The following is a 21,639-nucleotide window of genomic DNA, read 5'->3' on the forward strand; positions in this document are numbered from 1 at the left end:
TAACGCCACAAATCCCCGGTTCCGTTGGGATTTTCGGACAGCTGTGAGTGAAGATCCCTGTCTGACGACAAGACCCCGCCACCGCGGCGGGGCGATCCGGGCGGACGCCGAGTCCTGCCGCCGCCCGGATGACCGGTCGACAGGAGTGGATCGGCAGGAGTGGAGGACCCAGGCAAGGCGGGTCGCCGTAGCGGCTGGCCGTCCGTGAGAACGGACGGGCACACGCTCCGGGCCGACCCTTGGGGTGAAGCCGCGGCAACGCGGCCGGGCTACTTCGCCAGCCCGAATCCGACAGGTCATCCTTCACAGGCGGCTGACGAAGGGTTGCGCATGACTGCGCTCAATCGTGTCCCGTCGCTGATGGCCCGGGCCGGTACGGCCTCGGCCCTCACCCTGGCCGCCGTGGGCGGCTCGATCGCGGTGCCGGGGATGTCCTCCGACGCCTCGGCCGCGACCATGGCGACGAAGGCGCTGCAGATCGCGGCGTCCAAGAAGGGCGCCCCGTACCAGTGGGGCGCCACGGGACCGCGCCGGTTCGACTGCTCGGGGCTGACGCTCTACTCGTTCAAGAAGGCCGGCAAGAAGCTGCCGCGGACCGCCGCCCAGCAGTACAACAAGACCCACCACATCTCCGCCTCCAGCCGCCGGGCCGGTGACCTGGTGTTCTTCCATTCCGGCCGGAACGTCTACCACGTCGGCATCTACGCCGGTCACGGCAAGATCTGGCATGCGCCGAAGACCGGTGCGGTGGTGCGGCTGGAGAAGATCTGGTCCAAGAGCGTCTGGTACGGCCGGGTCAACTGACCCCCGTGCGCACACGGGAGCGTCTCCAGCCACCGGGCCGCTCCCCGTGTTCTCCTCCGGCACCGCCTCCAGCCCCCGGGCGGACCGGGACGGGCCCCTCGCCCGTTGGATGAACGTTTCACGACCTTGGCCGCGGGTCCGGCCGGCCCGCCGTCGGCACCGGCGCGACGGGGACGGTCCAGGGCAGTTCGATGGAGACCGTCTTGCCGCCCTCCCTGGTGGGCCGGACCCGGAGCCTGCCGCCGCACTCCGCGGTGAGCCAGCGGATGATCACCATGCCGCGGCCGTTGTCCTGCTGCACGGCCGCGGGCAGCCGCTTGGGGAAGCGCGGGTGACTGTCCGTGACACCGATGCGGAGCCGTTCGTCGCGGTCCAGCGCGATGTCGACGGTGAAGGTGGGGGACTGCCCGAGGGTGTGCTGCACGGCGTTGGTGGCGAGCTCGGAGACGATGAGCCGCACGGTGTCGGCCGCCTCGGTGTCCGACGGCAGGCCCCACTCCGCCAGCGTGCCGACCACGTAGGAGCGGGCGGCGGCGACCGAGGCGGGTTCGCTCGGCAGAATGACGGATGCTTCCAGATGGTCTGCCATGGCGACGTCGTCCCTTTCCCACGGGACCGAAGTCCGACATGGAGCGGATGGTTCGAGTACGGTCCCGGACTGGTGCTTCCTCGCCAGACTGCCACCACCGCGCCGGTCACGGGGAGCGATCCACCAAGATATGCATATATCTGTCGCTCGATGCGGTGAACTCTGCGACGGGAGACCGTATTCGGGCGGCCCGGAAGGAGTAAGGAGGAGCCCATGCAGAACGGGCCGGCAGTGCGCCGTCGCAAATTGGGTGCCGAACTGCGCACGCTGCGCACGGGGGCGGGACTCACCAGTGGGGAGGCCGCCCGGCTGGTCGGCTGGCACCAGTCGAAGGTGAGCCGTATCGAGACGGGCTCCAGTGGCGTGAAACCGGCCGATCTGCGCTTGCTGCTGGACGCCTACGCCGTGCGGGACGCCCAGCTGCGCGAGCTGCTGCTGATGCTGGCGGGCTCCGAGAACGACGGCGACCGCGACCGCTGGTGGCACGCCTACCGCGGGGTGCTGCCGCCCACCTACCGGGACTTCATCAGCCTGGAGTCGCAGGCCCGCGCGATGCGCACGCTGGAGACCACGGTGGTGCCCGGCCTGCTCCAGACGGCCGAGTACGCCCGCGCGGTGACCCGGGCGGCCGTCAAGGACCTGGACGAGGAGCGCCTGGACGCGCTGGTGGAGGTGCGGCTGGCCCGGCAGGACGTGCTGCGCTCGAACCCTCCGCTGGAGCTGTGCGCGGTCCTGGACGAGGCGGTGCTGCGGCGCGAGGTGGGCGGCCCCGAGGTGATGGCGCGGCAGCTGGAGCGGCTGATGGAGGCCGCGCTGCTGCCCCAAGTGCGGCTACAGGTACTTCCGTTCGGGGCGGGAGCGCATGTCGGCCTCACCGGCCCTTTCGTTATTTTCTCATTTCCGAGCACTTCTGATCTCGATGTGGTTGTTCTAGACCAATTGACGAGTAGCCTCTACCTGGAACGGAAAGAAGACCTCCGGGCGTACTCGGAGGCCTTCCAGACCCTCCAGGAACACGCTCTTTCCCCCCACGATTCGCTCGCCTACATCGCCGGGATAGGTGACGGCGCGTAAGGAGGCACCATTGTCAGCATTGCCTCGGAACGTCCCTGCCAGTACCGACCTGTACGACGTGCGCTGGCTGCGCAGCAGTTACAGCACCGGAGCCAACAACTGCGTGGAGACGGCCCGGCCGCGCTCCGGACCCTGGTCCGGACTGCTCGCCGTGCGCGACTCGAAGGACCCCGCGGGTCCCGCGCTGCTCTTCTCCGCCCCCAGCTGGGCCGGTTTCGTGGCCGCGCTGCGCTGAGACCCGGTCGGGTGCGAGGCACGGCCGTGTTCCGCCGACTCATGGTCGCGTTTCGCCGATGACCCCGACCGCGTGTGCGATCTGCGCGCCGGAGAGGTCCGCACGCGCGGTCAGCCTCAGCCGTGAGATGCCGTCGGGCACGGAGGGAGGTCGGAAACAGCCCACGGCCAGGCCGGCCGTACGGCAGTCGGCCGCCCAGCGCACCGCCTGCTCCGGGGACGGAGCCCGCACGGAGACCACCGCGGCGTCCGGACGCACCGCCTCCAGGCCCGCGGTGGTCAGCCTCGTGTACAGCTCCCCCGCCACCGCGCGGGCCCGCGCCGCCCGTTCGGGCTCGCGGGCGAGCAGCCGCAGGGCCGCGAGGGCCGCACCGGCCGCCGCCGGGGCCAGTCCGGTGTCGAAGATGAACGTCCGGGCCGCGTTGACCAGATGGTCGATCACCCGCGCGGGACCCAGCACCACGCCGCCCTGGCTGCCCAGCGACTTGGACAGGGTTGCCGTGACCACCACGTCCGGGGCGCCCGCGAGCCCGGCCGCGTGCGCCGAGCCGCGCCCGCCCTCGCCCAGGACACCGAGACCGTGGGCGTCGTCCACGACGAGTCCGGCGCCCCGTTCCCGGCACGCCTCGGCCAGCTCGGCCAGCGGCGCCCGGTCCCCGTCGACCGAGAACACGGTGTCGGAGACGACGATGGCCGCTCCCCCGCGCGTGGCCAGGGCCTTGCGCACCGCCTGCGGGTCGGCGTGCCCGACGACCTGGACCTCGCCCCGGGCGAGCCGGCAGCCGTCGATCAGCGAGGCGTGGTTGCCCGCGTCGGAGACGACGAGGGAGCCGTGCGGGCCGAGCGCGGTGACCGCGGCCAGGTTGGCGGCGTAGCCGGAGGAGAAGACCAGGGCGGCCTCGAAGCCGCAGAAGGCGGCCAGTTCGCGCTCCAGCTCGGCGTGGAGCGCGGTGGTGCCGGTGACCAGCCGGGAGCCGGTGGCGCCGCCGCCCCAGGTGCGGGCGGCCCGGGCCGCGCCCTCGGTGACCTCGGGGTGGCGGGCCAGGCCCAGGTAGTCGTTGCTCGCCAGATCGAGCAACGGTGACTCGGCGGGGCGCGGGCTGAGGCGCCGTACGAGCCCGGCGTCGCGACGCGCCCGCGCCTGCTCCTCGATCCAGCCGAACGCCATGAGTCCTCCGGTCGTTTTGTAGGTAGCGGACAGACCCTAGCGGCCCGGGCCGTCGTCCACCGTGTGGCGATACCCACACGGTGAAGCGTCTTCGTTGTGCAAACTCTCCTTGGCCCGGGGCAGTCTCGTAGGACAGGATCGGGCCTCATGGACCTGCTGAACACGCTGGTGGACAAGGGGCTTCGGCGCGAGCTGCCGACCCGCGAGGAAGCACTCGCCGTGCTGGCCACCTCCGACGACGACCTGCTCGATGTGGTGGCCGCGGCCGGCAAGGTGCGCCGGCACTGGTTCGGCCGCCGCGTGAAACTCAACTACCTGGTCAACCTCAAGTCCGGCCTGTGCCCCGAGGACTGCTCCTACTGCTCCCAGCGGCTCGGCTCCGAGGCGGGCATCCTCAAGTACACCTGGCTCAAGCCCGACGAGGCGTCCAAGGCGGCGGCCGCGGGGCTGGCGGGCGGGGCCAAGCGGGTCTGCCTGGTGGCCAGCGGGCGCGGCCCGACCGACCGGGACGTGGACCGGGTCTCGCAGACCATCAAGGCGATCAAGGACGAGAACGAGGGCGTCGAGGTGTGCGCGTGCCTCGGGCTGCTCTCCGACGGCCAGGCCGAGCGGCTGCGCGAGGCGGGCGCGGACGCGTACAACCACAACCTGAACACCTCGGAGTCCACCTACGGGGACATCACCACCACCCACACGTACGCCGATCGGGTGGACACGGTGCAGAAGGCGCACGCGGCCGGACTGTCGCCCTGCTCCGGTCTGATCGCCGGGATGGGCGAGAGCGACGAGGACCTGGTGGACGTCGTCTTCTCGCTGCGCGAGCTGGACCCCGACTCCGTTCCGGTGAACTTCCTGATCCCGTTCGAGGGCACCCCGCTGGCCAAGGAGTGGAACCTCACCCCCCAGCGCTGCCTGCGGATCCTGGCGATGGTCCGCTTCGTCTGCCCGGACGTGGAGGTGCGCATCGCGGGCGGCCGCGAGGTCCACCTGCGCACCATGCAGCCGCTGGCGCTGCACCTGGCCAACTCGATCTTCCTCGGCGACTACCTGACCAGCGAGGGCCAGGCGGGCAAGGCCGACCTGGAGATGATCGCCGACGCCGGCTTCGAGGTGGAGGGCGCCGACCAGGTGACCCTGCCGGAGCACCGGGCGGCCGGCGGCTGCCACGAGGGGGCCGGGGCCTGCGGCTCGGCGCCCGCGGAAGCGCAGCCGGTCGCGGGCGAGCCCCGGACCGATCTGGTGGCCGTCCGCCGCCGGGGCGCCGGAACGGACCTCGCGCCCAATGCCTGACGCGTTCCCGCCGGACGTCGCCGGGCTGCTGGAGCTGGACCGCCGGCACGTGTGGCATCCGTACGGCCCGATGCCCGGACGTGTCGAACCGCTCGTCGTTAAGTCGGCGAGCGGGGTCCGGCTGCGGCTCGCGGACGGCTCGGGCGAGCTGGTGGACGGCATGTCGTCGTGGTGGTCGGCCATCCACGGCTACAACCACCCCGTGCTCAACGAGGCCGTGACCGGGCAGCTTTCGCGGATGAGCCACGTGATGTTCGGCGGGCTCACCCACGAGCCCGCGGTCCGGCTCGCGAAGCTCCTTGTCGACATGTCGCCGGACGGTCTGGAACACGTCTTCCTGGCCGACTCCGGCTCGGTGTCGGTCGAGGTCGCGGTGAAGATGTGCCTCCAGTACTGGCGTTCGCTCGGCCGGCCCGGCAAGCAGCGGATGCTGACCTGGCGGGGCGGCTACCACGGGGACACCTGGCATCCGATGTCGGTGTGCGACCCCGAGGGCGGGATGCACGAGCTGTGGTCGGGGGTGCTGCCGCGCCAGGTCTTCGCGGACGCGCCCCCGGCGGAGTACGACGAGTCGTACGCGCGGACGCTGCGCGAGCTGATCGCCCGGCACGCGGACGAACTGGCCGGGGTGATCGTGGAGCCGGTGGTGCAGGGCGCCGGCGGGATGCGCTTCCACTCCCCCGGGTACCTGCGGGTGCTGCGCGAGGCCTGCGACGCGCACGACGTGCTGCTGGTGTTCGACGAGATCGCGACCGGGTTCGGGCGCACGGGGGCGCTGTTCGCGGCGGACCACGCGGCCGTCACGCCGGATGTGATGTGTGTGGGCAAGGCGCTGACCGGCGGTTACCTGACGATGGCGGCCACGCTGTGCACCGCGCGGGTGGCCGACGGGATCTCGCGCGGCGAGGTGCCGGTGCTGGCGCACGGGCCGACGTTCATGGGCAATCCGCTGGCCGCGGCCGTGGCCTGCGCCTCCCTGGAGCTGCTGCTGGGCCAGGACTGGCAGGCCGAGGTGAAGCGGATCGAGGCGGGCCTGCGGGCCGGGCTGACCCCCGCGGCCGAGTTGCCCGGGGTGCGGGACGTGCGGGTGCTGGGCGCGATCGGGGTCGTCCAGCTGGACCACGAGGTCGACATGGCCGCGGCCACGCGTGCGGCCGTGCGGGAGGGCGTGTGGCTGCGTCCGTTCCGGGACCTGGTGTACACGATGCCGCCGTACGTCACCTCCGACGAGGACGTGGCGAGGATCGCGCGCGCGGTGTGTGCCGCGGCGCGGGAGGGATGACATGCCGGTACTGGTGATCACGGGAACGGGCACGGAGGTCGGCAAGACCGTCACCACGGCCGCCCTCGCCGCGGCGGCGGTCGCGGCCGGGCGTTCGGTGGCCGTGCTGAAGGCCGCGCAGACGGGGGTACGGCCGGACGAGCGCGGTGACGCCGACGAGGTGGCGCGGCTCGCGGGGGCCGTCACGGCGGACGAACTGGCGCGGTATCCGGAGCCGTTGGCGCCGGGGACGGCGGCGCGGCGGGCGGGCATGGCGCCCGTGCACCCGCGGGAGGTGGCCGAGCGGGCCGCCAAGCTGGCCACGGAGCACGATCTGGTGCTGGTCGAGGGGGCGGGCGGGCTGCTCGTCCGGTTCGACGCGGAGGGCGGCACGCTGGCCGACGCGGCGCGGCTGCTGGGGGCGCCGGTGCTGATCGTGGCCACGGCGGGGCTCGGCACGCTGAACACCACGGAACTGACGGCGCGCGAGCTGCGCCGCCGGGACCTGGAGCCGGCCGGGGTCGTCATCGGCAGCTGGCCCGCCGTCCCCGACCTGGCCACCCGCTGCAACGTCGCCGACCTCCCGGAGGTCGCCGGCGCCCCCCTCCTGGGCGCCCTTCCCGCGGGAGCGGGCGCCCTGCCCCCGGCGGACTTCCGCGCCCAGGCCCCGGCCTGGCTGGCGCCACGCCTGGACGGCACCTGGGACGCGGCGGCCTTCCGGGCCAGGGAGGGGGCCCGGCTGGAGCCCGGAGGTACGGCCTAGGAGGGCCGGGGAGGGGGCCCGGCGAGGACTCCCCCTCCCCGGCCCTCGAAGCCGTCGAGGTCTCCCCCGGCCCTCTGCCAGCGGCGGCCCCCCGGCCTCTCGAACACCCGTGCCCGCCGCGCACGTCCGCCCGAGGGTGGCGCCCGCTCCCGCGGGGGACACTTCCCCTGGGCCCACGGTGTCCTGGAGGTCGGTATGCGGCTGGGGTCGAAGGCGGTCGGCGGGCGGCGGGAGCCCGGTGCGCATCCGGTGTTCGCCCGGTACTACGCGCGGGCCAGTGCCGGGGCCGAGACGCGGCTGGGGTTCGCCCGGGTGCGGGGACGGCTGCTGGCGGGGCTGAGCGGCCGGGTGCTCGAGGTCGGCGCGGGCAACGGGCTGAACTTCGCGCACTACCCCGGCACCGTCAGCGAGGTCGTCGCCATCGAACCGGAGCCGCTGCTGCGGCGGTTGGCGCTGGAGTCGGCGCTGCGCGCGCAGGTGCCGGTCGACGTCGCACCCGGCGCGGCCGAGGCGCTGCCCGTCAAGAGCGAGGCGTTCGACGCGGTCGTGCTGTCCCTGGTGCTGTGCAGCGTGCGGGACGTGGCGCGGACGCTGGGCGAGGTGCGCCGGGTGCTCCGGCCGGGCGCGCAGGTGCGGTTCTTCGAGCACGGGCGGGGCGGCGGCCGGCCGATGCGGTTCGCACAGCGCGCCCTGGACCTGACGGTGTGGCCGGCGCTCGCCGGCGGCTGTCACCTGTCCCGGGACCCGCTGGCCGCACTGCGGGCCGCGGGGTTCGAACTCGGGCCGCACCGGAGCCTGCTGGTGCCCGAGCGGGGGCCGAGGCTGCCGGCCTCGTACTGTGTGCTGGGCACCGCCTGGCGTCCGGACGAGGCGGGCGGGCGCTGATCACAGGCTCCAGCGGCGCAGCTCCCGGGCGATCTCGTCCACGCTCGCCGAGCCGTCCTTCACCAGCCGGGCGAGGTCGCGCACCTGTTCCGGCGTGGTGACCACCTTGACGCCGCTGGCGACCAGGTAGGCGTAGGCGACCGCGGAGGCGAACAGCGCGTTGGAGCGCTCCAGCGCCGGCACGTGGATGAGCAGCTGGAGGAGGGCGGCGGCCCGGGCGTACGGGGTCTCGTACACCGGCACGCCGAATATCTCCGCCCGGTGCCGGGCGACGGCGGCGATCAGCGCGCCCCAGTCGGCGACCTGCGGGTCCCCGGGCGTCTTCTGTTCGGCGAGCATGAGCAGCCAGGCGAGGTCGATGCTCAGCCCGTTGGGGGAATCGCTCAAGGGATCAGCTGCGTCCTTCGGCCGGACCGGTGCCGCGCGCCTCGGAGAACTCCTCGGCGAACACGGACTCGTACTGCTTCATGAAGTCGGCGGCCGCCTCCACGAACGTACGGCCGACTTCGCCGGTGTCCTGTCTGACCAGTTCCTCGATGTAGCGGTTCACGCTCATCCCCCGGGCCAGCGCGCGCTCCCGGGCCGCGCGGGCGGTGCCCTCGTCCACGCGCACGTTCAACTGGGTCTTCGCCATGTCTCGACGCTAGCGCCAAGCCGCTAGCACGGGCAAACGGGCGCGGGGGCACAGTGGGGGCGCACGGGAGCTTTCGCCGGGGGCTCGGCGCACCGTTCCCGCAGGTCCCCCGGGGCCCGCCCGGCCGCCCGGCCCGTCGTGGATTCCCGCTGTGCGCCCGGTCACATTAGGCTCACCCGGGACGGGTAGTACCGGTGACCGGGAGGCGGACTTGTCCACGGCCCCTGCCGCGCAGCACGCCCCGGGCCGCACGCCGGGCGAGGGGACCGCGGCCCGCGCCCGCGCGCTGACCAAGGCGTACGGCACCGGCGAGACCGCCGTCCTCGCGCTGGACTCGGTGGACGTGGACATCGCGCGGGGCCGGTTCACCGCCGTGATGGGGCCCTCGGGGTCCGGCAAGTCCACGCTCATGCACTGTCTGGCCGGGCTCGACACGGTGTCGGCCGGGCAGGTGTGGCTGGGCGACACCGAACTCACCGGCCTGCGGGAGCGGGAGCTGACCCGGCTGCGGCGGGACCGGGTCGGGTTCGTGTTCCAGTCGTTCAACCTGATCCCGACGCTGACCGCCGCGGAGAACATCACCCTGCCGATGGACATCGCGGGCCGCGGCCCCGACAAGGAGTGGCTGGACCAGGTCGTCGACAGGCTCGGGCTGCGCGATCGGCTGACGCACCGGCCCGGCCGGCTCTCCGGCGGCCAGCAGCAGCGGGTCGCGTGCGCGCGGGCGCTGGCCTCCCGGCCGGAGCTGATCTTCGCGGACGAGCCGACGGGCAACCTGGACTCGCGGGCGGGCCTGGAGGTGCTGCGCTTTCTGCGCGACGCGGTGGACGACCTGGGGCAGACGGTCGTCATGGTCACGCACGACCCGAACGCCGCCGCCCACGCGGACCTGGTGCTCTTCCTGGCCGACGGGCGGCTCGTGGACGAGCTGGCCCGGCCGACGGCGGAGCGGGTGCTGGAGCGGATGAAACGCTTCGACAGGGCGCGTGCCCTGCCGGACGCGCGGGAGGACTGAGCCGGTGCTCAAGGCGACTCTGAGGAGCTTCCTCGCACACAAGGGACGGCTCGCGCTGTCCGCACTGGCCGTGATCCTGTCCGTGGCGTTCGTCGCGGGCAGCCTGATCTTCTCCGACACCGTCTCCCGCACGTTCGACCGGCTGTTCGCCTCCACCGCCGCCGACGTGTCCGTGCGGCCGAAGCGGGACCTGGTGTCCGCGCGGGCGAGCGGCGCGGTGCAGACCCTGCCGGCCGCGCTGCGCGACCGGGTGGCCCGGGTCCCCGGGGTGGCGGCGGCCCGCGCCGACGTACAGGTGCAGAACGTCGTGGTGGTCGACCGGCACAACCGGTCCGTCGGGCCGACCAACGGGGCACCCACCCTCGCCGGCGCCTGGTACCCGACCCGGCACAGCCCGGTGGAGCTGACCTCCGGGCACGCTCCGCACGGTCCGGGCGAGGCCCTGCTCGACGCCGACACGGCCGGCCGCGGGCACGTCCGGATCGGCGACACCCTGACGGTGCAGGCGCAGCCCGGCACCTTCCGGGCGCGGGTCACCGGGATCGCGACGTTCACCACGACCAACTCCGGCGCGGCGCTGCTCTATCTGGACCCGGCGGTGGCCGGACGGCAACTGCTCGGCTCCCCCGCGCGGGCGACCGGCATCTCGGTGGACGCGGCCGAGGGGGTCCCCGCCGACCGGCTCAGGCAGCGGGTCGTGGCGGCGCTCGGCGCGGACGCCGGGGCGTACGACGTGCAGACCGCGCGGGAGCAGGCCAGGTCGGCGGCGGCGAGCCTCGGCACGTTCCTGGACGTCGTCAAGTACGTCATGCTGGGTTTCGCCGGGGTGGCGCTGCTCGTCGGGGTGTTCCTGATCGTCAACACCTTCTCCATGCTGATCGCCCAGCGCACCCGGGAGCTGGGCCTGCTGCGGGCGCTGGGCGCCGACCGGCGGCAGGTGCGGCGGTCGGTGCTGACGGAGGCGCTGCTGCTCGGTCTGGTCGGCTCCACGCTCGGGCTCGCGACCGGGATCGGCCTCGCGTTCGGGCTGATCCGGCTGATGGGCGTGTTCGGGACGAACCTGGCCGCCGCGCGGATGGTGATCGGCTGGGGCACGCCCGTCGCCGCCTATGTCGTGGGGCTCGGCGTGACCTTCGTGGCCGCCTATCTGCCGGCCCGGCGCGCGGCGGCCGTCTCCCCCATGGCCGCGCTCGCGGACGCCGAGGTCGCCGCGGTGGGCAAGCCGTTGCGGACCCGGGGGGTCGTCGGCGCGGTGGTCGGGACGGCGGGCGCGGCGGCGCTGGCCGGGTGCGCGGCGGCGACACGGACCGCGCCCGCCGCCGCCCTGCTGGGCGTGGGCGTGGCGCTGACGCTGGTCGCGACCGTGGTCGCCGGGCCGCTGCTGGTGCGGCCGGTGATCCGGGTGCTCGGCGGGTCCTTTCCCGCGCTGTTCGGGCCGGTGGGCCGGATGAGTCAGCGCAACGCCCTGCGCAACCCCCGCCGCACCGGCGCGACCGCGGCCGCGCTGATGGTGGGCCTGGCCCTGGTGAGCGGCATGTCGGTGGCGAGCGCGTCCATGTCGGCGTCGTTCGACCGGCGGATCGACAAGACCCTCGGCGCCGACTTCACCGTCCAGAACGCCAACTTCATCCCGTTCACCCGGCAGATCGCCGACCGGGTGGCCGCGACCGGGGGCACCGGGCTGGTCGTGCCGCAGCGACTGACCCGGATCGCGCTGCGGCTGCCCGACGGCGGGCGGGTGGAGACGGGCGCGGCCGCGTACGGCGCCGGGCTCGACGACGTCGTGCACATCGACTACGCGCGCGGCGGCTCGGCGGCGGCGCTCGCCGACGGGCACCTCGCCATGGACGCGACGTTCGCCCGGGACCACGGGGTACGGCCGGGCAGTGTGCTCCCGGTGGACTTCCCGGGCGGGCGCCGGGCGCGGCTGACGGTCGGCGCGCTCACCGAACAGGCCGCCACCGAGGGCTTCGGGAACCAGGGCGGTGTCTTCTTCGGCCTCGGCACACTGGAGCGGTACGCGCCCGGCGGCCAGGACTCCGCGCTCTACGTCGACGCCGCGCCGGGCACGCGGCCGGAGGACCTGCGGCCCCGGCTGGAGCGGACGCTCGCGCCGTTCCCGCAGGTCCAGGTGCGCGACCAGACCGACTACAAGAAGCTGGTCCACGACCAGATCGGCGTGCTGCTGTACCTGGTGTACGCGCTGCTGGGGCTGGCGATCGTCATCGCGGTGCTCGGCGTGGTCAACACGCTCGCGCTGTCGGTGGTGGAACGCACCCGGGAGATCGGGCTGCTGCGCGCGATCGGGCTGGGGCGACGGCAACTGCGGCGGATGATCCGGCTGGAGTCGGTGGTGATCGCGGTGTTCGGCGCGGTGCTCGGGCTGGCGCTGGGCCTGGTGTGGGGCGTGTGCATGCAACAGGTGCTGGCGCTGCGCGGGTTGACGGCGTTCGCGATCCCCTGGGGGACGATCGTGGCGGTGGTGGTCGGCTCCGCGGTGGTGGGGGTCGTGGCCGCGGTGCTGCCCGCGCTGCGGGCCTCCCGGCTGAACGTGCTGGCGGCGATCGCCCACGAGTGACGGTACGGCCCACGGCCCGGCGGCGGACGTGATGGTATGTCGGTCGAGGGTCGATACGCCGACGGTGGAGGAGACTTCATGCCACGCCCGTTCCGCTTCGGGGTCAACATGCTCACGCCCGCGTCCGGGTCCGAGTGGCGTGCGAAGTGCCGTCGCGCCGAGGAACTGGGGTACGACGTGATCCTCGTCCCCGACCATCTCGGCTGGGTGGCGCCGTTCCCCGCGCTGGTCGCGGCGGCGCAGGCGACCGAGCGGGTCCGGGTCGGCACGCTGGTGCTCAACGCGGGCTTCTACAACCCGGCGTTGCTCGCCCGCGAGGTGGCGACCACGGACGCGCTCACCGGCGGGCGCCTCGAACTCGGTCTCGGCACCGGCTATGTGCGCGAGGAACACGAGGCGGCCGGGCTGCCGTTCGGCTCGCCGGGCGAGCGGGTGGACCATCTGCGGCGCACCGTCGAGGAATTGGTCCGGCTGCTCGGCGCCGAGGACCACCAGCCCCGTCCGGAGCAGGCCCGGGTGCCACTGCTGATCGGCGGCAACGGCGACCGGATGCTGGAGCTGACCGCCGAGCACGCCGACATCGCCGCCTTCGCCGGTGCCCGGACGGGGAGCACACGGTCGCTGGAACCGCTCACGGCCGACGAGCTGGACGAGCGGGTGGGGCGCTACCGGGAGCTGGCGGCCGGGCGCGCGGAGCCGGCCGAGCTGAGTCTGCTGCTCCAGCAGGCCGTGGTCACCGACGACCCGGAGCAGGCGCTCAAGCCGCTGCTGGAGCGGCGGCCGGAGCTGACCTTGGAGTCCGCGCTGGCGCTGCCCATCGTCCTGGCGGGCCCGCTGGAGGACGTCGTGGCGCGGGTCGAGGCGCAGCGCGAGCGGTACGGGTTCACGAACCTGACCGTCCTGGAGCCCCACATGGAGGCGTTCGCGCCGGTGATCGAGCGGCTGCGCGCACGGTCCGCATGATGGAAACCCCGGCGAGCGGGGCCCGGTCGCGATCATGGTGGTTCGCATGACCGAGTTGCGCATACGTTCCGCCGGCCCCGACGACCTCGACACCGTGCTCGCCTTCTGGCGCACGGCCGCCGAGGGCACCAGCATCAGCGACGACCGCGCCGGGGTGGAGCGCCTGGTGGCGCGCGACCCGCAGGCGCTGCTCCTGGCCGAGCTGGGCGGTGAGCTGGTCGGGACGGTGATCGCGGGCTTCGACGGCTGGCGCTGCCATCTGTACCGGCTCGCGGTCCGGCCCGACCGGCGGCGCCGGGGCGTCGCCACGGCCCTGCTGGCCGCCGCCGAGGAGCGCTTCGTCCGGCTGGGCGGACGGCGGGCCGACGCCATGGTGCTGGTCCGCAACGAGCGGGCGCAGCACGCCTGGCGGGCGGCCGGGTACGGCCCCGAGGAGTGGTGGCGGCGCTGGGTGAAGCCGCTCACTGGCTGAGCCGTGCGCGGCGTCGTCCACAGGCCCCCGAGATTGCTTTGCCCATCCTTTACTCTGGAGGGAGCACTCGACCCTCTATGAAAGGTAGTGAGCGTCCGCCCATGGGCGAGCCTCCCGGCCCGCGACACCGCGCGCCCCACCGACCCCTGTCCGATCATGGGACGGGGGTGACCCGATGACCGAAGTGCTGCTCCTCCTGGTGGCGATCCTGCTGTCACTGGCATGTGGCGCGTTCGTGGCGGCGGAGTTCTCGCTGACCACCGTCGAGCGCGGCGCGCTGGAGCGGGCCGCCGAGCGCGGCGAGCGCGGCGCCCCGGGCGCCCTGAAGGCCGTACGGAACCTGACGTTCCAGCTCTCCGGCGCCCAGCTCGGCATCACCGTGACCAACCTGGTCGTCGGCATGCTCGCCGAACCCTCGATCGCCAAGCTGCTCGCCGGCCCGTTCCGGGCGCTGGGGCTGTCGGGCGGTGCGGCGCAGTCGGTGGCGCTGGTGGTCGGCACCGCGCTGTCCACGGTGTTCCTGATGGTCGTCGGCGAGCTGGTGCCCAAGAACTGGGCGATCTCCTCACCCCTGGCCGTGGCCAAACGGGTGGGCACCCCGCAGCGCTGGTTCAGCGCCGCCTTCCGGCCCTTCATCGCCCAGCTGAACAACACGGCCAACCACTTCGTACGCCGGCTCGGCTTCGAGCCCGCCGAGGAGCTGGCCTCCGCGCGCGGTCCGCAGGAGCTGGCCGCCCTCGCCCGGCACTCCGCCAAGGCGGGCGCCCTGGAGGCGGACACCGCCGAGCTGTTCGTGCGCACGCTCAACCTGGCCGATCTGACGGCGGAGAACGTGATGACCCCGCGGGTCCAGGTCATCGCCCTGGACGAGCAGGCGACCTGCGAGGACGTGGCGAACGCGACCCGGGCGACGGGCCTGTCCCGGTTCCCGGTCTACCGGGGCAGCCTGGACTCCGTCGTGGGCACCGTGCACATCAAGGACGTCCTCGCCATACCGGCCGAGCACCGCCGGCACCGCCGTGTCTGGCACCTGATGCGCGAACCGCTGCTGGTGCCCGAGTCCCTCACCGTCGACCGGCTCCTCGACCGGCTCTCCGGCCGCCGCACCATGGCCGTCGTCATCGACGAGTACGGCGGCACGGCGGGCGTGGCGACCCTGGAGGACATCGTCGAGGAGGTCGTCGGCGAGGTGCGCGACGAACACGACCCGCACGAGACGCCCGACCTCGCCCCGGCCGGCGCCGACGAGAGCGGCCGGGCCCTGTACTCGGCCGACGGCGCCGCCCGCACCGACCAGCTCAGGCGGGTGGGGCTGCGGGTGCCCGAGGGGCCGTACGAGACCCTGGCCGGTCTGGTCGCCACCGAGCTGGGCCGGATACCGGAGCCGGGCGACCGGGTCGAGATCGCGGGCTGGCGGCTGGACGTGGTGGACGCCTCCGGGCGCCGCGCCGCCCGGCTGCTGCTGCGCGCGCCCCTGGACGACGAGAGCGGCGACGAGACGACGGAGGGGGCGCGATGATCGCCGTACAACTGCTGATCGGCCTGGCGACCCTCGTCGTCAACGCCTTCTTCGTGGCCGGCGAGTTCGCGCTGATCTCGGTGCGCCGCTCCCAGGTCGAGCCCCTGGCACAGGAGGGCGACCGGCGGGCGAAGAGCGTGGTGTGGGGGCTGGAACACGTCTCCGCGCTGCTGGCCGCCGCCCAGCTCGGCATCACGCTGTGCACCCTGGTGCTGGGCGTGGTCGCCGAGCCGGCCATCGCGCATCTGCTGGAGCCGGTGTTCCACACGGTGGGCATACCGGTGGGCGTGGGCCACGTGGTGTCGTTCGTGATCGCGCTGACCCTGGCGACCTATCTGCACATGCTGCTGGGCGAGATGGTGCCCAAGAACATCTCGCTCGCGGAGCCGGTGCGCGCGGCACTGCTGCTCGGGCCGCCGCTGGTCGCGCTGTCCCGGGCGCTGCGTCCGGTGATCTTCACGGTGAACGCGTTCGCCAGCGGGCTGCTGAAGCTGCTCAGGGTGGAGGCCAGGGACGAGGTCTCGGCGACCTTCACGGACACCGAACTCGCCGAGATCGTCAAGGACGCGAGCGAGGCGGGTCTGATCGACGACCGCGCGCAGGAACGGCTGCACGACGCCCTGGAGCTGGGCAGCCGCCCGGTGCGGGACGTGGTGGTACCGCTGGAGCGGGTGGTGTACGCGCAGGTGGGCGTCACCCCCGAGCAGTTGGAGGGGCTGTCGGCCGAGTCGGGGTTCTCCCGGTTCCCGGTGGTCGACTCCGGCCGCCGGATCGTGGGCTATCTGCACGTCAAGGACGCGCTGGACGCCGCGCCGCGGGACGTGCCGTTCCGGCTGCGGGACATGCGGCCCATCGCCCGGGTGAAGGCGAGCACCCCGCTGGACGACGTGCTCACCGCGATGCGGGGCAGCCGCACCCACGTGGCCGCCGTGCTGGGCGACGACGGGCGGCTGGCGGGCCTGGTGACCATGGAGGACGTGCTGCGGGAGCTGTTCGGGCAGCCCGTGTGAACCGGACGTCCCGGACCTGACCGACCGCTGGGTATGCGACCGGGTTACCATCGCTGTCGCCATGCAGACGAATACCGTTCCTCCCCCGTACGCCAGCCTGGTCGCGGTCGGCGACTCCTTCACCGAGGGCATGTCGGACCTGCTGCCCGACGGCTCCTACCGGGGCTGGGCGGATCTGCTCGCCGCCCGGATGGCGGCGGACGCCCCGGGCTTTCGCTACGCCAATCTCGCGGTGCGCGGCAAGCTGATCGGGCAGATCGTCGACGAGCAGGTGGACGTGGCGGCGGCGATGAACGCCGACGTCGTCACGCTGGTCGGCGGGCTCAACGACGCCCTGCGGCCCAAGTGCGACATGGGCCGGGTGCGCGGACTGCTGACGGAGGCGGTGGAGCGGCTCGCCCCCTCCTGCGAACAGCTGGTGCTGATGCGCAGCCCCGGCCGCCGGGGACCGGTCCTGGAGCGGTTCCGGCCGCGCATGGAGGAGCTGTTCGCCTGCGTGGACGAGCTGGCCGCGAAGCACGGCGCCCTCGTGGTCGACCTGTACGGCGCCCCGGCGCTGGGCGACCCGAGGCTGTGGGACGTGGACCGGCTGCACCTGACGGGCGAGGGGCACCGCCGCGTCGCCGAGGCGGTGGGGCAGACGCTCGGCTACGAGCCGCTGGACGCACAGTGGCACGCACCGCTGCCGGCCGCGGTGCCGCCCGCGTGGCTGACCCGGCGGGTGGCGGACGTCCGCTTCGCCCGGCGGCATCTGCTGCCCTGGATAGGCCGCCGCCTGACCGGACGCTCCTCCGGGGACGGCCGGACGGGCGCCCACTTCAGTGCCGAGCTGGACAAACCCTTCTGGATCAGCCCCGCGGACGACACGAACCCGGGCCCGGTGACGGGCTGGCGGAAGGTGGGTCTCTGACCCCGGCCCCGGTCGGACGCAGGCCCAGGAGGGCTGTGACCCGGAGGGGCCGATCAGATCGACTGACCGGCCCGTCCACGAGTCATGCGTGCGGCGAGTGCCGGACGCCGGTCAGAAGGCGATCGACGCCTCGGCGCTGACATCGGTGGCCTGGAGCGGCTGGTAGCCCCGGGCCAGCAGTCGCGCCGTGACGGTGGCGGTGCCGTGCTCGCCGCCGCCGTTGCCGCCGCAGTCGTCGCCCTTGCCGTAACCCCCGTAGCCGCAGCCGTTCCCGCCGTCACCGGTGAAGGTGATGGTGAAGGGGACCGTGAGGGTGCCGCCGGGGAGCAGGCGGTCGGCGAGGGACCGCGGGAGCTGCGCCACCAGGTGGCCGTTCTCGCTGGTGACCTGCGCCGGGACACCGTCGATCGTCACCTGGACGTTGCGCGGGTCGAGGCCGGTGGTGGCGCCGATCGTCAGGCGGGCGCCCGGGGCGACGAACTCCGGCCCGTCGGCCGGGCTGTGGAAGACGGCCGTGCCGTCGATCCGGGCAGGCTCCTCGCCGGTGGACGCGGCGCGGAGGTCGACCCGCGCGGTAGCTGTGCCGTCGACAGCGAAGTCGTAGGTGGTGCCGTTCGCGGTCAGGTTGTCCATGTAGGTGTCCAGCGACGCGGTCGGGTCGCCGAGGCTGCCGACGTTGCCGATCAGCCCGATCACGCCGCTCGTGGCGCCGGTACACGCCTCGGCGAAGGCGCTCAGCGGTGCGTCGCCGCCGGCCGGGAAGCCGGCGACCGCGCGGGAGGTGCGCCAGATCCCCGACGGTCCCGAGACCCAGTGCTGCCAGATGTCCGGTACGACGCCGTGCCGCCCCTCGGCGTCGGTGGCCAGTTGGGGCTGGAAGCTCAGCGTGGTGAAGGCGCCGTCGCAGAACATCGGCAGCTGGAGGTTGGGGCCGGTGCCGGTCGCCGTCGAGTGCGCGCCGTCCACGTAGGAGTCGTAGGAGACCTCCGAGCCCATGACGGTGCTCAGCTGGACCGCCCCGGTGTAGAAGTGCGCGGCCTGCGACTGCTGGCCGGGGCCGATGGCCAGGTGCAGGCCGCCGTTCCAGTGGACGGGATCCGCGAAGGGCGACACTTCCTGGACGCCGGGCGGATGGGCCGAGGAGCCCTGGTCCTGGATGCGGAGCCAGGGGCGGCCAGGGCCCAGGTCGGCGGCGGTGACGCGCTGGGTGTCGGCCTGGGCGGACGGCGCCAGGCAGAGCACGGACGCACACGCGGTCAGCACCGCCGACGCGTACGCGGTCAGTCTGTTCATGCGCAACGAAGGACTCCCATCGGATACCGGGCAGGCGCTGCGGCCGGCCGCGGCCGGTTGGGCATACCTTGTCCCGGCGTGCGGCTCCGGGTGATCCGCGACACCCGCGGACCGGGCCGCCTCACCCGCTGGGCCTACCTGTATCCGGCCGCCCGCTCGCGGCAGCCGGCGCACCCCCTCCCGCGCCGCATCGCGCCCCGCGCATACGCTGGTCCGTGCGACGGGTTCCGGCGGAAAGTGACGAGGCTGTGATGAGTGAACCGACGAAGCCCGAGGTCGGCGTTCCGGACGGGGACGCTCCCACCGAGCTGACCGTCCGGGACCTGGTCGTCGGGGACGGGGCCGAGGTGAAGCCGGGCATGGTGGTCAGGGTCCACTACGTCGGTGTGACCTTCGAGACCGGGAAGGAGTTCGACGCCTCCTGGGACCGGGGACAGCCGTACAAGTTCGCGCTGGGCGGCGGCAAGGTCATCAAGGGCTGGGACCGGGGAGTGAGGGGGATGAGGGTCGGTGGCCGGCGCGAGATCATCGTTCCCCCGCGTCTCGGCTACGGCAACCAGTCGCCCTCGCCGTTGATCCCGCCGGGCTCGACCCTGGTCTTCGTGGTGGACCTGCTGGACTCGTATTCCCGCACCACCGGGTGGAGCAACTCCTAGCCTGACGGGCCGGACGCGCCCGCCCGGGCGGGCGCTCCCTCGGCGACGGGCGTCCGCCCGGGCGGCCGGAGCGACTGCCGTACGAGGCGTTCGAGGGACGGCGGAGCGCCGAGCGCGGGCTCTCGTAGCTTCCGACGAACACCCCGGTGGCGCTGAGCTGCACGAATCGCCAGTAGAATCCGGTTACGTGACTTCAGCGCCCGCCAAGCCCCGCATCCCGAACGTCCTCGCCGGACGCTACGCCTCCGCCGAGCTCGCCACGCTCTGGTCGCCCGAGCAGAAGGTGAAGCTGGAGCGGCAGCTCTGGCTCGCCGTGCTGCGGGCCCAGAAGGACCTCGGCATCGAGGTGCCCGACGAGGCGATCGCCGACTACGAGCGTGTCCTCGACACCGTCGACCTGGCCTCCATCGCGGAGCGCGAGAAGGTCACCCGGCACGACGTGAAGGCGCGGATCGAGGAGTTCAACGCCCTCGCCGGCCATGAGCACGTGCACAAGGGCATGACCTCCCGTGACCTCACGGAGAACGTCGAGCAGCTCCAGATCCGGCTCTCCCTGGAGCTGATGCGCGACCGCACGGTGGCCGTCCTCGCCCGTCTCGGCAAGCTGGCCGGCGAGTACGCCGAGCTGGTCATGGCCGGCCGCTCGCACAACGTGGCCGCGCAGGCCACCACCCTCGGCAAGCGCTTCGCGACCGCCGCCGACGAGCTGCTCGTGGCGTACGGCCGGGTCGAGGAACTGCTCACCCGCTACCCGCTGCGCGGCATCAAGGGCCCGGTCGGCACCGCGCAGGACATGCTGGACCTGCTGGGCGGCGACGCGGCGAAGCTGGCCGAGCTGGAGCAGCGGATCGCCGCCCACCTGGGCTTCTCCCAGGCGTTCACCTCGGTCGGGCAGGTCTATCCACGCTCGCTGGACTACGAGGTGGTCACCGCTCTGGTGCAGCTGGCGGCGGCGCCGTCCTCGCTGGCCAAGACGATCCGGCTGATGGCCGGCCACGAGCTGGTCACCGAGGGCTTCAAGCCCGGCCAGGTCGGCTCCTCGGCGATGCCGCACAAGATGAACACCCGCTCCTGCGAGCGCGTCAACGGCCTGATGGTGATCCTGCGCGGCTACGCCTCGATGACCGGCGAGCTGGCGGGCGACCAGTGGAACGAGGGCGACGTCTCCTGCTCGGTGGTGCGCCGTGTCGCGCTGCCGGACGCGTTCTTCGCGCTGGACGGCCTGCTGGAGACCTTCCTGACCGTCCTCGACGAGTTCGGTGCCTTCCCGGCGGTCGTCGCCCGCGAGCTGGACCGCTACCTGCCGTTCCTCGCCACCACCAAGGTCCTGATGGGCGCGGTGCGCGCCGGGGTCGGCCGCGAGGTGGCGCACGAGGCGATCAAGGAGAACGCCGTCGCCACCGCGCTCGCCATGCGCGAGCAGGGCGCCGAGCGCAACGACCTGCTCGACAAGCTCGCCGCCGACGAGCGGCTGCCGCTGGACCGCGAGCAGCTGGCGGCGCTGATGGCCGACAAGCTGTCCTTCACGGGCGCGGCGGCCGACCAGGTCGCCCAGGTCGCCGGCCGGATCGAGGAGATCGTGAAGCAGCACCCCCAGGCCGCCGGCTACACCCCGGGAGCGATCCTCTGACCCCGCGTTTCACCAAGGCGGACCTGGAGGCCGCCCGCGACCGTCTCGTTCCGGACGTGGTCGCGGGCGGCCTGCGGGTGCTCTTCTGCGGCATCAACCCCGGCCTGCTGACGGCGGCCACCGGCCACCACTTCGCCCGCCCCGGCAACCGGTTCTGGCCGGTGCTGCACCTGTCCGGCTTCACCCCGAGGCAGCTGAAGCCGGCCGAGCAGGAGGAGCTGCTGTCGTACGGCCTCGGCATCACCAATGTCGTGGCCCGCGCCACCGCCCGCGCGGACGAGCTGACCGCCGCGGAGTACGCCGAGGGCGGCCGGCTGCTGACCGAGAAGGTGCGGCGCCTGGAGCCGGGCTGGCTGGCGGTGGTCGGCGTGACCGCCTACCGCGCCGCCTTCGCCGACCGCACCGCCCGAGTGGGCCCCCAGGAACGGACCATCGGCGGCACCCGCGTCTGGGTCCTGCCCAACCCCAGCGGCCTGAACGCCCATTGGACGGCGGCGACGATGGCGGAGGAGTTCGCGAGGTTGCGGGTGGCCGCGCAGGGCTAGACCACCTTCGCCGGCCGGTCCGGCGGGCCCGGGGCGGCTACTCGGCGCCGGTGGCGGCGCAGGCCAGGGCCACCTCGGCCCACGTCCAGGCCTGGTCCTGCAGATCCGCGAAGTCCCCGGCCCGTTCCTGCCGCCGCGCCGCGTCGAGCGCCCGGCCCGCCGCCTGGACGGCACGGGGGGACGGGGCCGCGGCAACGGCCGTGCACGCCTGCGCCACCAGTGCCCACAGACGGGCCCGCGCCACGTCGCGGCCCGAGCCCGTCGTCCGCCCGTCCACGTGCACCGCCCACGCGTGGGCGCGTCGTGCCGCCTCGGCGGCTTCCGCGGAAAAGTCCATGCCGGCTCC

Annotated in this window: 23 protein-coding genes; 17 read left to right on the forward strand and 6 right to left on the reverse strand. The window is 73.5% G+C overall.

Annotated features, from left to right (window positions below; genetic code table 11):
* The first annotated feature begins 330 nt into the window (after positions 1–330).
* Positions 331–804 carry a C40 family peptidase gene (locus tag BLW85_RS08155; protein ID WP_070028173.1) on the forward strand — a complete coding sequence of 158 codons (474 nt, stop codon included), beginning with the start codon at positions 331–333 and terminating at the stop codon, positions 802–804.
* A gap of 118 nt (positions 805–922) precedes the next feature.
* Here BLW85_RS08155 and BLW85_RS08160 read toward each other — a convergent pair whose 3' ends face one another.
* Entirely contained in the window at positions 923–1,393 is a 471-nt protein-coding gene (locus tag BLW85_RS08160) for an ATP-binding protein (protein ID WP_074991698.1), read from the reverse strand.
* 213 nt (positions 1,394–1,606) lie between these two features.
* On the opposite strand from BLW85_RS08160, the gene BLW85_RS08165 reads away from it, so the two are divergent.
* Together BLW85_RS08165 and BLW85_RS08170 are read left to right on the forward strand one after the other, a co-directional pair.
* Positions 1,607–2,467 (forward strand): helix-turn-helix domain-containing protein, encoded by an 861-nt coding sequence (locus tag BLW85_RS08165; protein ID WP_070028177.1) that lies wholly within the window; start codon positions 1,607–1,609, stop codon positions 2,465–2,467.
* A gap of 10 nt (positions 2,468–2,477) precedes the next feature.
* On the forward strand, positions 2,478–2,702 hold the full coding sequence (locus BLW85_RS08170; RefSeq protein ID WP_071828719.1) for a DUF397 domain-containing protein: 225 nt from the start codon (positions 2,478–2,480) through the stop codon (positions 2,700–2,702).
* Between the two features lie 39 nt (positions 2,703–2,741).
* Here the strand turns inward: BLW85_RS08170 and BLW85_RS08175 are convergent, their stop codons facing one another.
* Entirely contained in the window at positions 2,742–3,869 is a 1,128-nt protein-coding gene (locus BLW85_RS08175) for an 8-amino-7-oxononanoate synthase (RefSeq protein WP_074991699.1), read from the reverse strand.
* A gap of 147 nt (positions 3,870–4,016) precedes the next feature.
* Here BLW85_RS08175 and bioB point away from each other — a divergent pair, with 147 nt between their 5' ends.
* The 4 genes from bioB to BLW85_RS08195 all read left to right on the forward strand — a co-directional run bounded on the left by bioB (position 4,017) and on the right by BLW85_RS08195 (position 8,068).
* Complete coding sequence (bioB, locus tag BLW85_RS08180; RefSeq protein ID WP_070028181.1) at positions 4,017–5,159, forward strand: biotin synthase BioB; 1,143 nt, start codon at positions 4,017–4,019, stop codon at positions 5,157–5,159.
* Positions 5,152–6,441, forward strand: a complete 1,290-nt coding sequence (locus BLW85_RS08185) for an adenosylmethionine--8-amino-7-oxononanoate transaminase (protein WP_074991700.1) — start codon at positions 5,152–5,154, stop codon at positions 6,439–6,441. Before bioB ends, BLW85_RS08185 begins: the two co-directional genes overlap by 8 nt.
* A 1-nt stretch (position 6,442) precedes the next feature.
* Positions 6,443–7,183, forward strand: coding sequence for a dethiobiotin synthase (bioD, locus tag BLW85_RS08190; protein WP_070028184.1), 741 nt, complete (start codon positions 6,443–6,445; stop codon positions 7,181–7,183).
* A 195-nt stretch (positions 7,184–7,378) separates the two neighbouring features.
* Positions 7,379–8,068 (forward strand): class I SAM-dependent methyltransferase, encoded by a 690-nt coding sequence (locus BLW85_RS08195; protein WP_074991702.1) that lies wholly within the window; start codon positions 7,379–7,381, stop codon positions 8,066–8,068.
* Here BLW85_RS08195 and BLW85_RS08200 read toward each other — a convergent pair whose 3' ends face one another.
* Both BLW85_RS08200 and BLW85_RS08205 read right to left on the reverse strand, forming a co-directional pair.
* A complete protein-coding gene (locus BLW85_RS08200; RefSeq protein WP_070028395.1) occupies positions 8,069–8,407 on the reverse strand; it encodes a fic family toxin-antitoxin system, toxin component in 339 nt (112 codons plus the stop codon). It lies immediately after the preceding gene.
* A 52-nt stretch (positions 8,408–8,459) separates the two neighbouring features.
* Positions 8,460–8,702 carry a toxin-antitoxin system, antitoxin component gene (locus BLW85_RS08205; RefSeq protein WP_070028190.1) on the reverse strand — a complete coding sequence of 81 codons (243 nt, stop codon included), beginning with the start codon at positions 8,700–8,702 and terminating at the stop codon, positions 8,460–8,462.
* Positions 8,703–8,913: 211 nt separating this feature from the next.
* Here BLW85_RS08205 and BLW85_RS08210 point away from each other — a divergent pair, with 211 nt between their 5' ends.
* The 7 genes from BLW85_RS08210 to BLW85_RS08240 all read left to right on the forward strand — a co-directional run bounded on the left by BLW85_RS08210 (position 8,914) and on the right by BLW85_RS08240 (position 17,169).
* A complete protein-coding gene (locus BLW85_RS08210) occupies positions 8,914–9,717 on the forward strand; it encodes an ABC transporter ATP-binding protein (protein ID WP_074991703.1) in 804 nt (267 codons plus the stop codon).
* A 4-nt stretch (positions 9,718–9,721) separates the two neighbouring features.
* Complete coding sequence (locus BLW85_RS08215; RefSeq protein ID WP_074991704.1) at positions 9,722–12,295, forward strand: ABC transporter permease; 2,574 nt, start codon at positions 9,722–9,724, stop codon at positions 12,293–12,295.
* Between the two features lie 78 nt (positions 12,296–12,373).
* Positions 12,374–13,258 carry an LLM class F420-dependent oxidoreductase gene (locus BLW85_RS08220; RefSeq protein WP_070028194.1) on the forward strand — a complete coding sequence of 295 codons (885 nt, stop codon included), beginning with the start codon at positions 12,374–12,376 and terminating at the stop codon, positions 13,256–13,258.
* A gap of 46 nt (positions 13,259–13,304) precedes the next feature.
* Entirely contained in the window at positions 13,305–13,730 is a 426-nt protein-coding gene (locus BLW85_RS08225; protein ID WP_074991705.1) for a GNAT family N-acetyltransferase, read from the forward strand.
* 175 nt (positions 13,731–13,905) lie between these two features.
* Entirely contained in the window at positions 13,906–15,249 is a 1,344-nt protein-coding gene (locus BLW85_RS08230) for a hemolysin family protein (protein WP_074991706.1), read from the forward strand.
* Positions 15,246–16,259 carry a hemolysin family protein gene (locus BLW85_RS08235; RefSeq protein WP_070028199.1) on the forward strand — a complete coding sequence of 338 codons (1,014 nt, stop codon included), beginning with the start codon at positions 15,246–15,248 and terminating at the stop codon, positions 16,257–16,259. The genes BLW85_RS08230 and BLW85_RS08235 overlap by 4 nt, the downstream gene beginning before the upstream one ends.
* Positions 16,260–16,320: 61 nt before the next feature.
* The gene (locus tag BLW85_RS08240) at positions 16,321–17,169 is read left to right on the forward strand and encodes an SGNH/GDSL hydrolase family protein (RefSeq protein ID WP_074991707.1); all 849 of its coding nucleotides are present in this window, start codon (positions 16,321–16,323) and stop codon (positions 17,167–17,169) included.
* A gap of 111 nt (positions 17,170–17,280) precedes the next feature.
* On the opposite strand, the gene BLW85_RS08245 is transcribed toward BLW85_RS08240, so the two are convergent.
* Entirely contained in the window at positions 17,281–18,462 is a 1,182-nt protein-coding gene (locus tag BLW85_RS08245; RefSeq protein WP_074991708.1) for a hypothetical protein, read from the reverse strand.
* Between the two features lie 251 nt (positions 18,463–18,713).
* Between BLW85_RS08245 and BLW85_RS08250 the strand changes: the two genes are divergently transcribed.
* The 3 genes from BLW85_RS08250 to mug all read left to right on the forward strand — a co-directional run bounded on the left by BLW85_RS08250 (position 18,714) and on the right by mug (position 21,293).
* On the forward strand, positions 18,714–19,118 hold the full coding sequence (locus BLW85_RS08250) for an FKBP-type peptidyl-prolyl cis-trans isomerase (RefSeq protein WP_074991709.1): 405 nt from the start codon (positions 18,714–18,716) through the stop codon (positions 19,116–19,118).
* A gap of 187 nt (positions 19,119–19,305) precedes the next feature.
* Positions 19,306–20,748: an adenylosuccinate lyase gene (gene purB / locus BLW85_RS08255; protein WP_074991710.1), complete on the forward strand. Its 1,443-nt coding sequence runs from the start codon at positions 19,306–19,308 to the stop codon at positions 20,746–20,748.
* A gap of 56 nt (positions 20,749–20,804) precedes the next feature.
* Entirely contained in the window at positions 20,805–21,293 is a 489-nt protein-coding gene (gene mug / locus BLW85_RS08260) for a G/U mismatch-specific DNA glycosylase (RefSeq protein WP_239697805.1), read from the forward strand.
* A gap of 37 nt (positions 21,294–21,330) precedes the next feature.
* Here the strand turns inward: mug and BLW85_RS08265 are convergent, their stop codons facing one another.
* Positions 21,331–21,630 (reverse strand): ABC transporter ATPase, encoded by a 300-nt coding sequence (locus tag BLW85_RS08265; protein WP_070028208.1) that lies wholly within the window; start codon positions 21,628–21,630, stop codon positions 21,331–21,333.
* Positions 21,631–21,639 lie beyond the last annotated feature (9 nt).

This window comes from Streptomyces misionensis (assembly GCF_900104815.1).
Taxonomy (GTDB): domain Bacteria; phylum Actinomycetota; class Actinomycetes; order Streptomycetales; family Streptomycetaceae; genus Streptomyces; species Streptomyces misionensis.

Coding starts and splice junctions, on each gene's coding strand:
- BLW85_RS08155 (WP_070028173.1), top strand. CDS start 331: ATGACTGCGCTCAATCGTGTCCCGTCGCTGATGGCCCGGGCCGGTACG.
- BLW85_RS08160 (WP_074991698.1), bottom strand. CDS start 1,393: ATGGCAGACCATCTGGAAGCATCCGTCATTCTGCCGAGCGAACCCGCC.
- BLW85_RS08165 (WP_070028177.1), top strand. CDS start 1,607: ATGCAGAACGGGCCGGCAGTGCGCCGTCGCAAATTGGGTGCCGAACTG.
- BLW85_RS08175 (WP_074991699.1), bottom strand. CDS start 3,869: ATGGCGTTCGGCTGGATCGAGGAGCAGGCGCGGGCGCGTCGCGACGCC.
- bioB (WP_070028181.1), top strand. CDS start 4,017: ATGGACCTGCTGAACACGCTGGTGGACAAGGGGCTTCGGCGCGAGCTG.
- BLW85_RS08185 (WP_074991700.1), top strand. CDS start 5,152: ATGCCTGACGCGTTCCCGCCGGACGTCGCCGGGCTGCTGGAGCTGGAC.
- bioD (WP_070028184.1), top strand. CDS start 6,443: ATGCCGGTACTGGTGATCACGGGAACGGGCACGGAGGTCGGCAAGACC.
- BLW85_RS08195 (WP_074991702.1), top strand. CDS start 7,379: ATGCGGCTGGGGTCGAAGGCGGTCGGCGGGCGGCGGGAGCCCGGTGCG.
- BLW85_RS08200 (WP_070028395.1), bottom strand. CDS start 8,407: ATGCTCGCCGAACAGAAGACGCCCGGGGACCCGCAGGTCGCCGACTGG.
- BLW85_RS08205 (WP_070028190.1), bottom strand. CDS start 8,702: ATGGCGAAGACCCAGTTGAACGTGCGCGTGGACGAGGGCACCGCCCGC.
- BLW85_RS08220 (WP_070028194.1), top strand. CDS start 12,374: ATGCCACGCCCGTTCCGCTTCGGGGTCAACATGCTCACGCCCGCGTCC.
- BLW85_RS08225 (WP_074991705.1), top strand. CDS start 13,305: ATGACCGAGTTGCGCATACGTTCCGCCGGCCCCGACGACCTCGACACC.
- BLW85_RS08230 (WP_074991706.1), top strand. CDS start 13,906: ATGACCGAAGTGCTGCTCCTCCTGGTGGCGATCCTGCTGTCACTGGCA.
- BLW85_RS08235 (WP_070028199.1), top strand. CDS start 15,246: ATGATCGCCGTACAACTGCTGATCGGCCTGGCGACCCTCGTCGTCAAC.
- BLW85_RS08240 (WP_074991707.1), top strand. CDS start 16,321: ATGCAGACGAATACCGTTCCTCCCCCGTACGCCAGCCTGGTCGCGGTC.
- BLW85_RS08245 (WP_074991708.1), bottom strand. CDS start 18,462: ATGAACAGACTGACCGCGTACGCGTCGGCGGTGCTGACCGCGTGTGCG.
- BLW85_RS08250 (WP_074991709.1), top strand. CDS start 18,714: ATGAGTGAACCGACGAAGCCCGAGGTCGGCGTTCCGGACGGGGACGCT.
- BLW85_RS08265 (WP_070028208.1), bottom strand. CDS start 21,630: ATGGACTTTTCCGCGGAAGCCGCCGAGGCGGCACGACGCGCCCACGCG.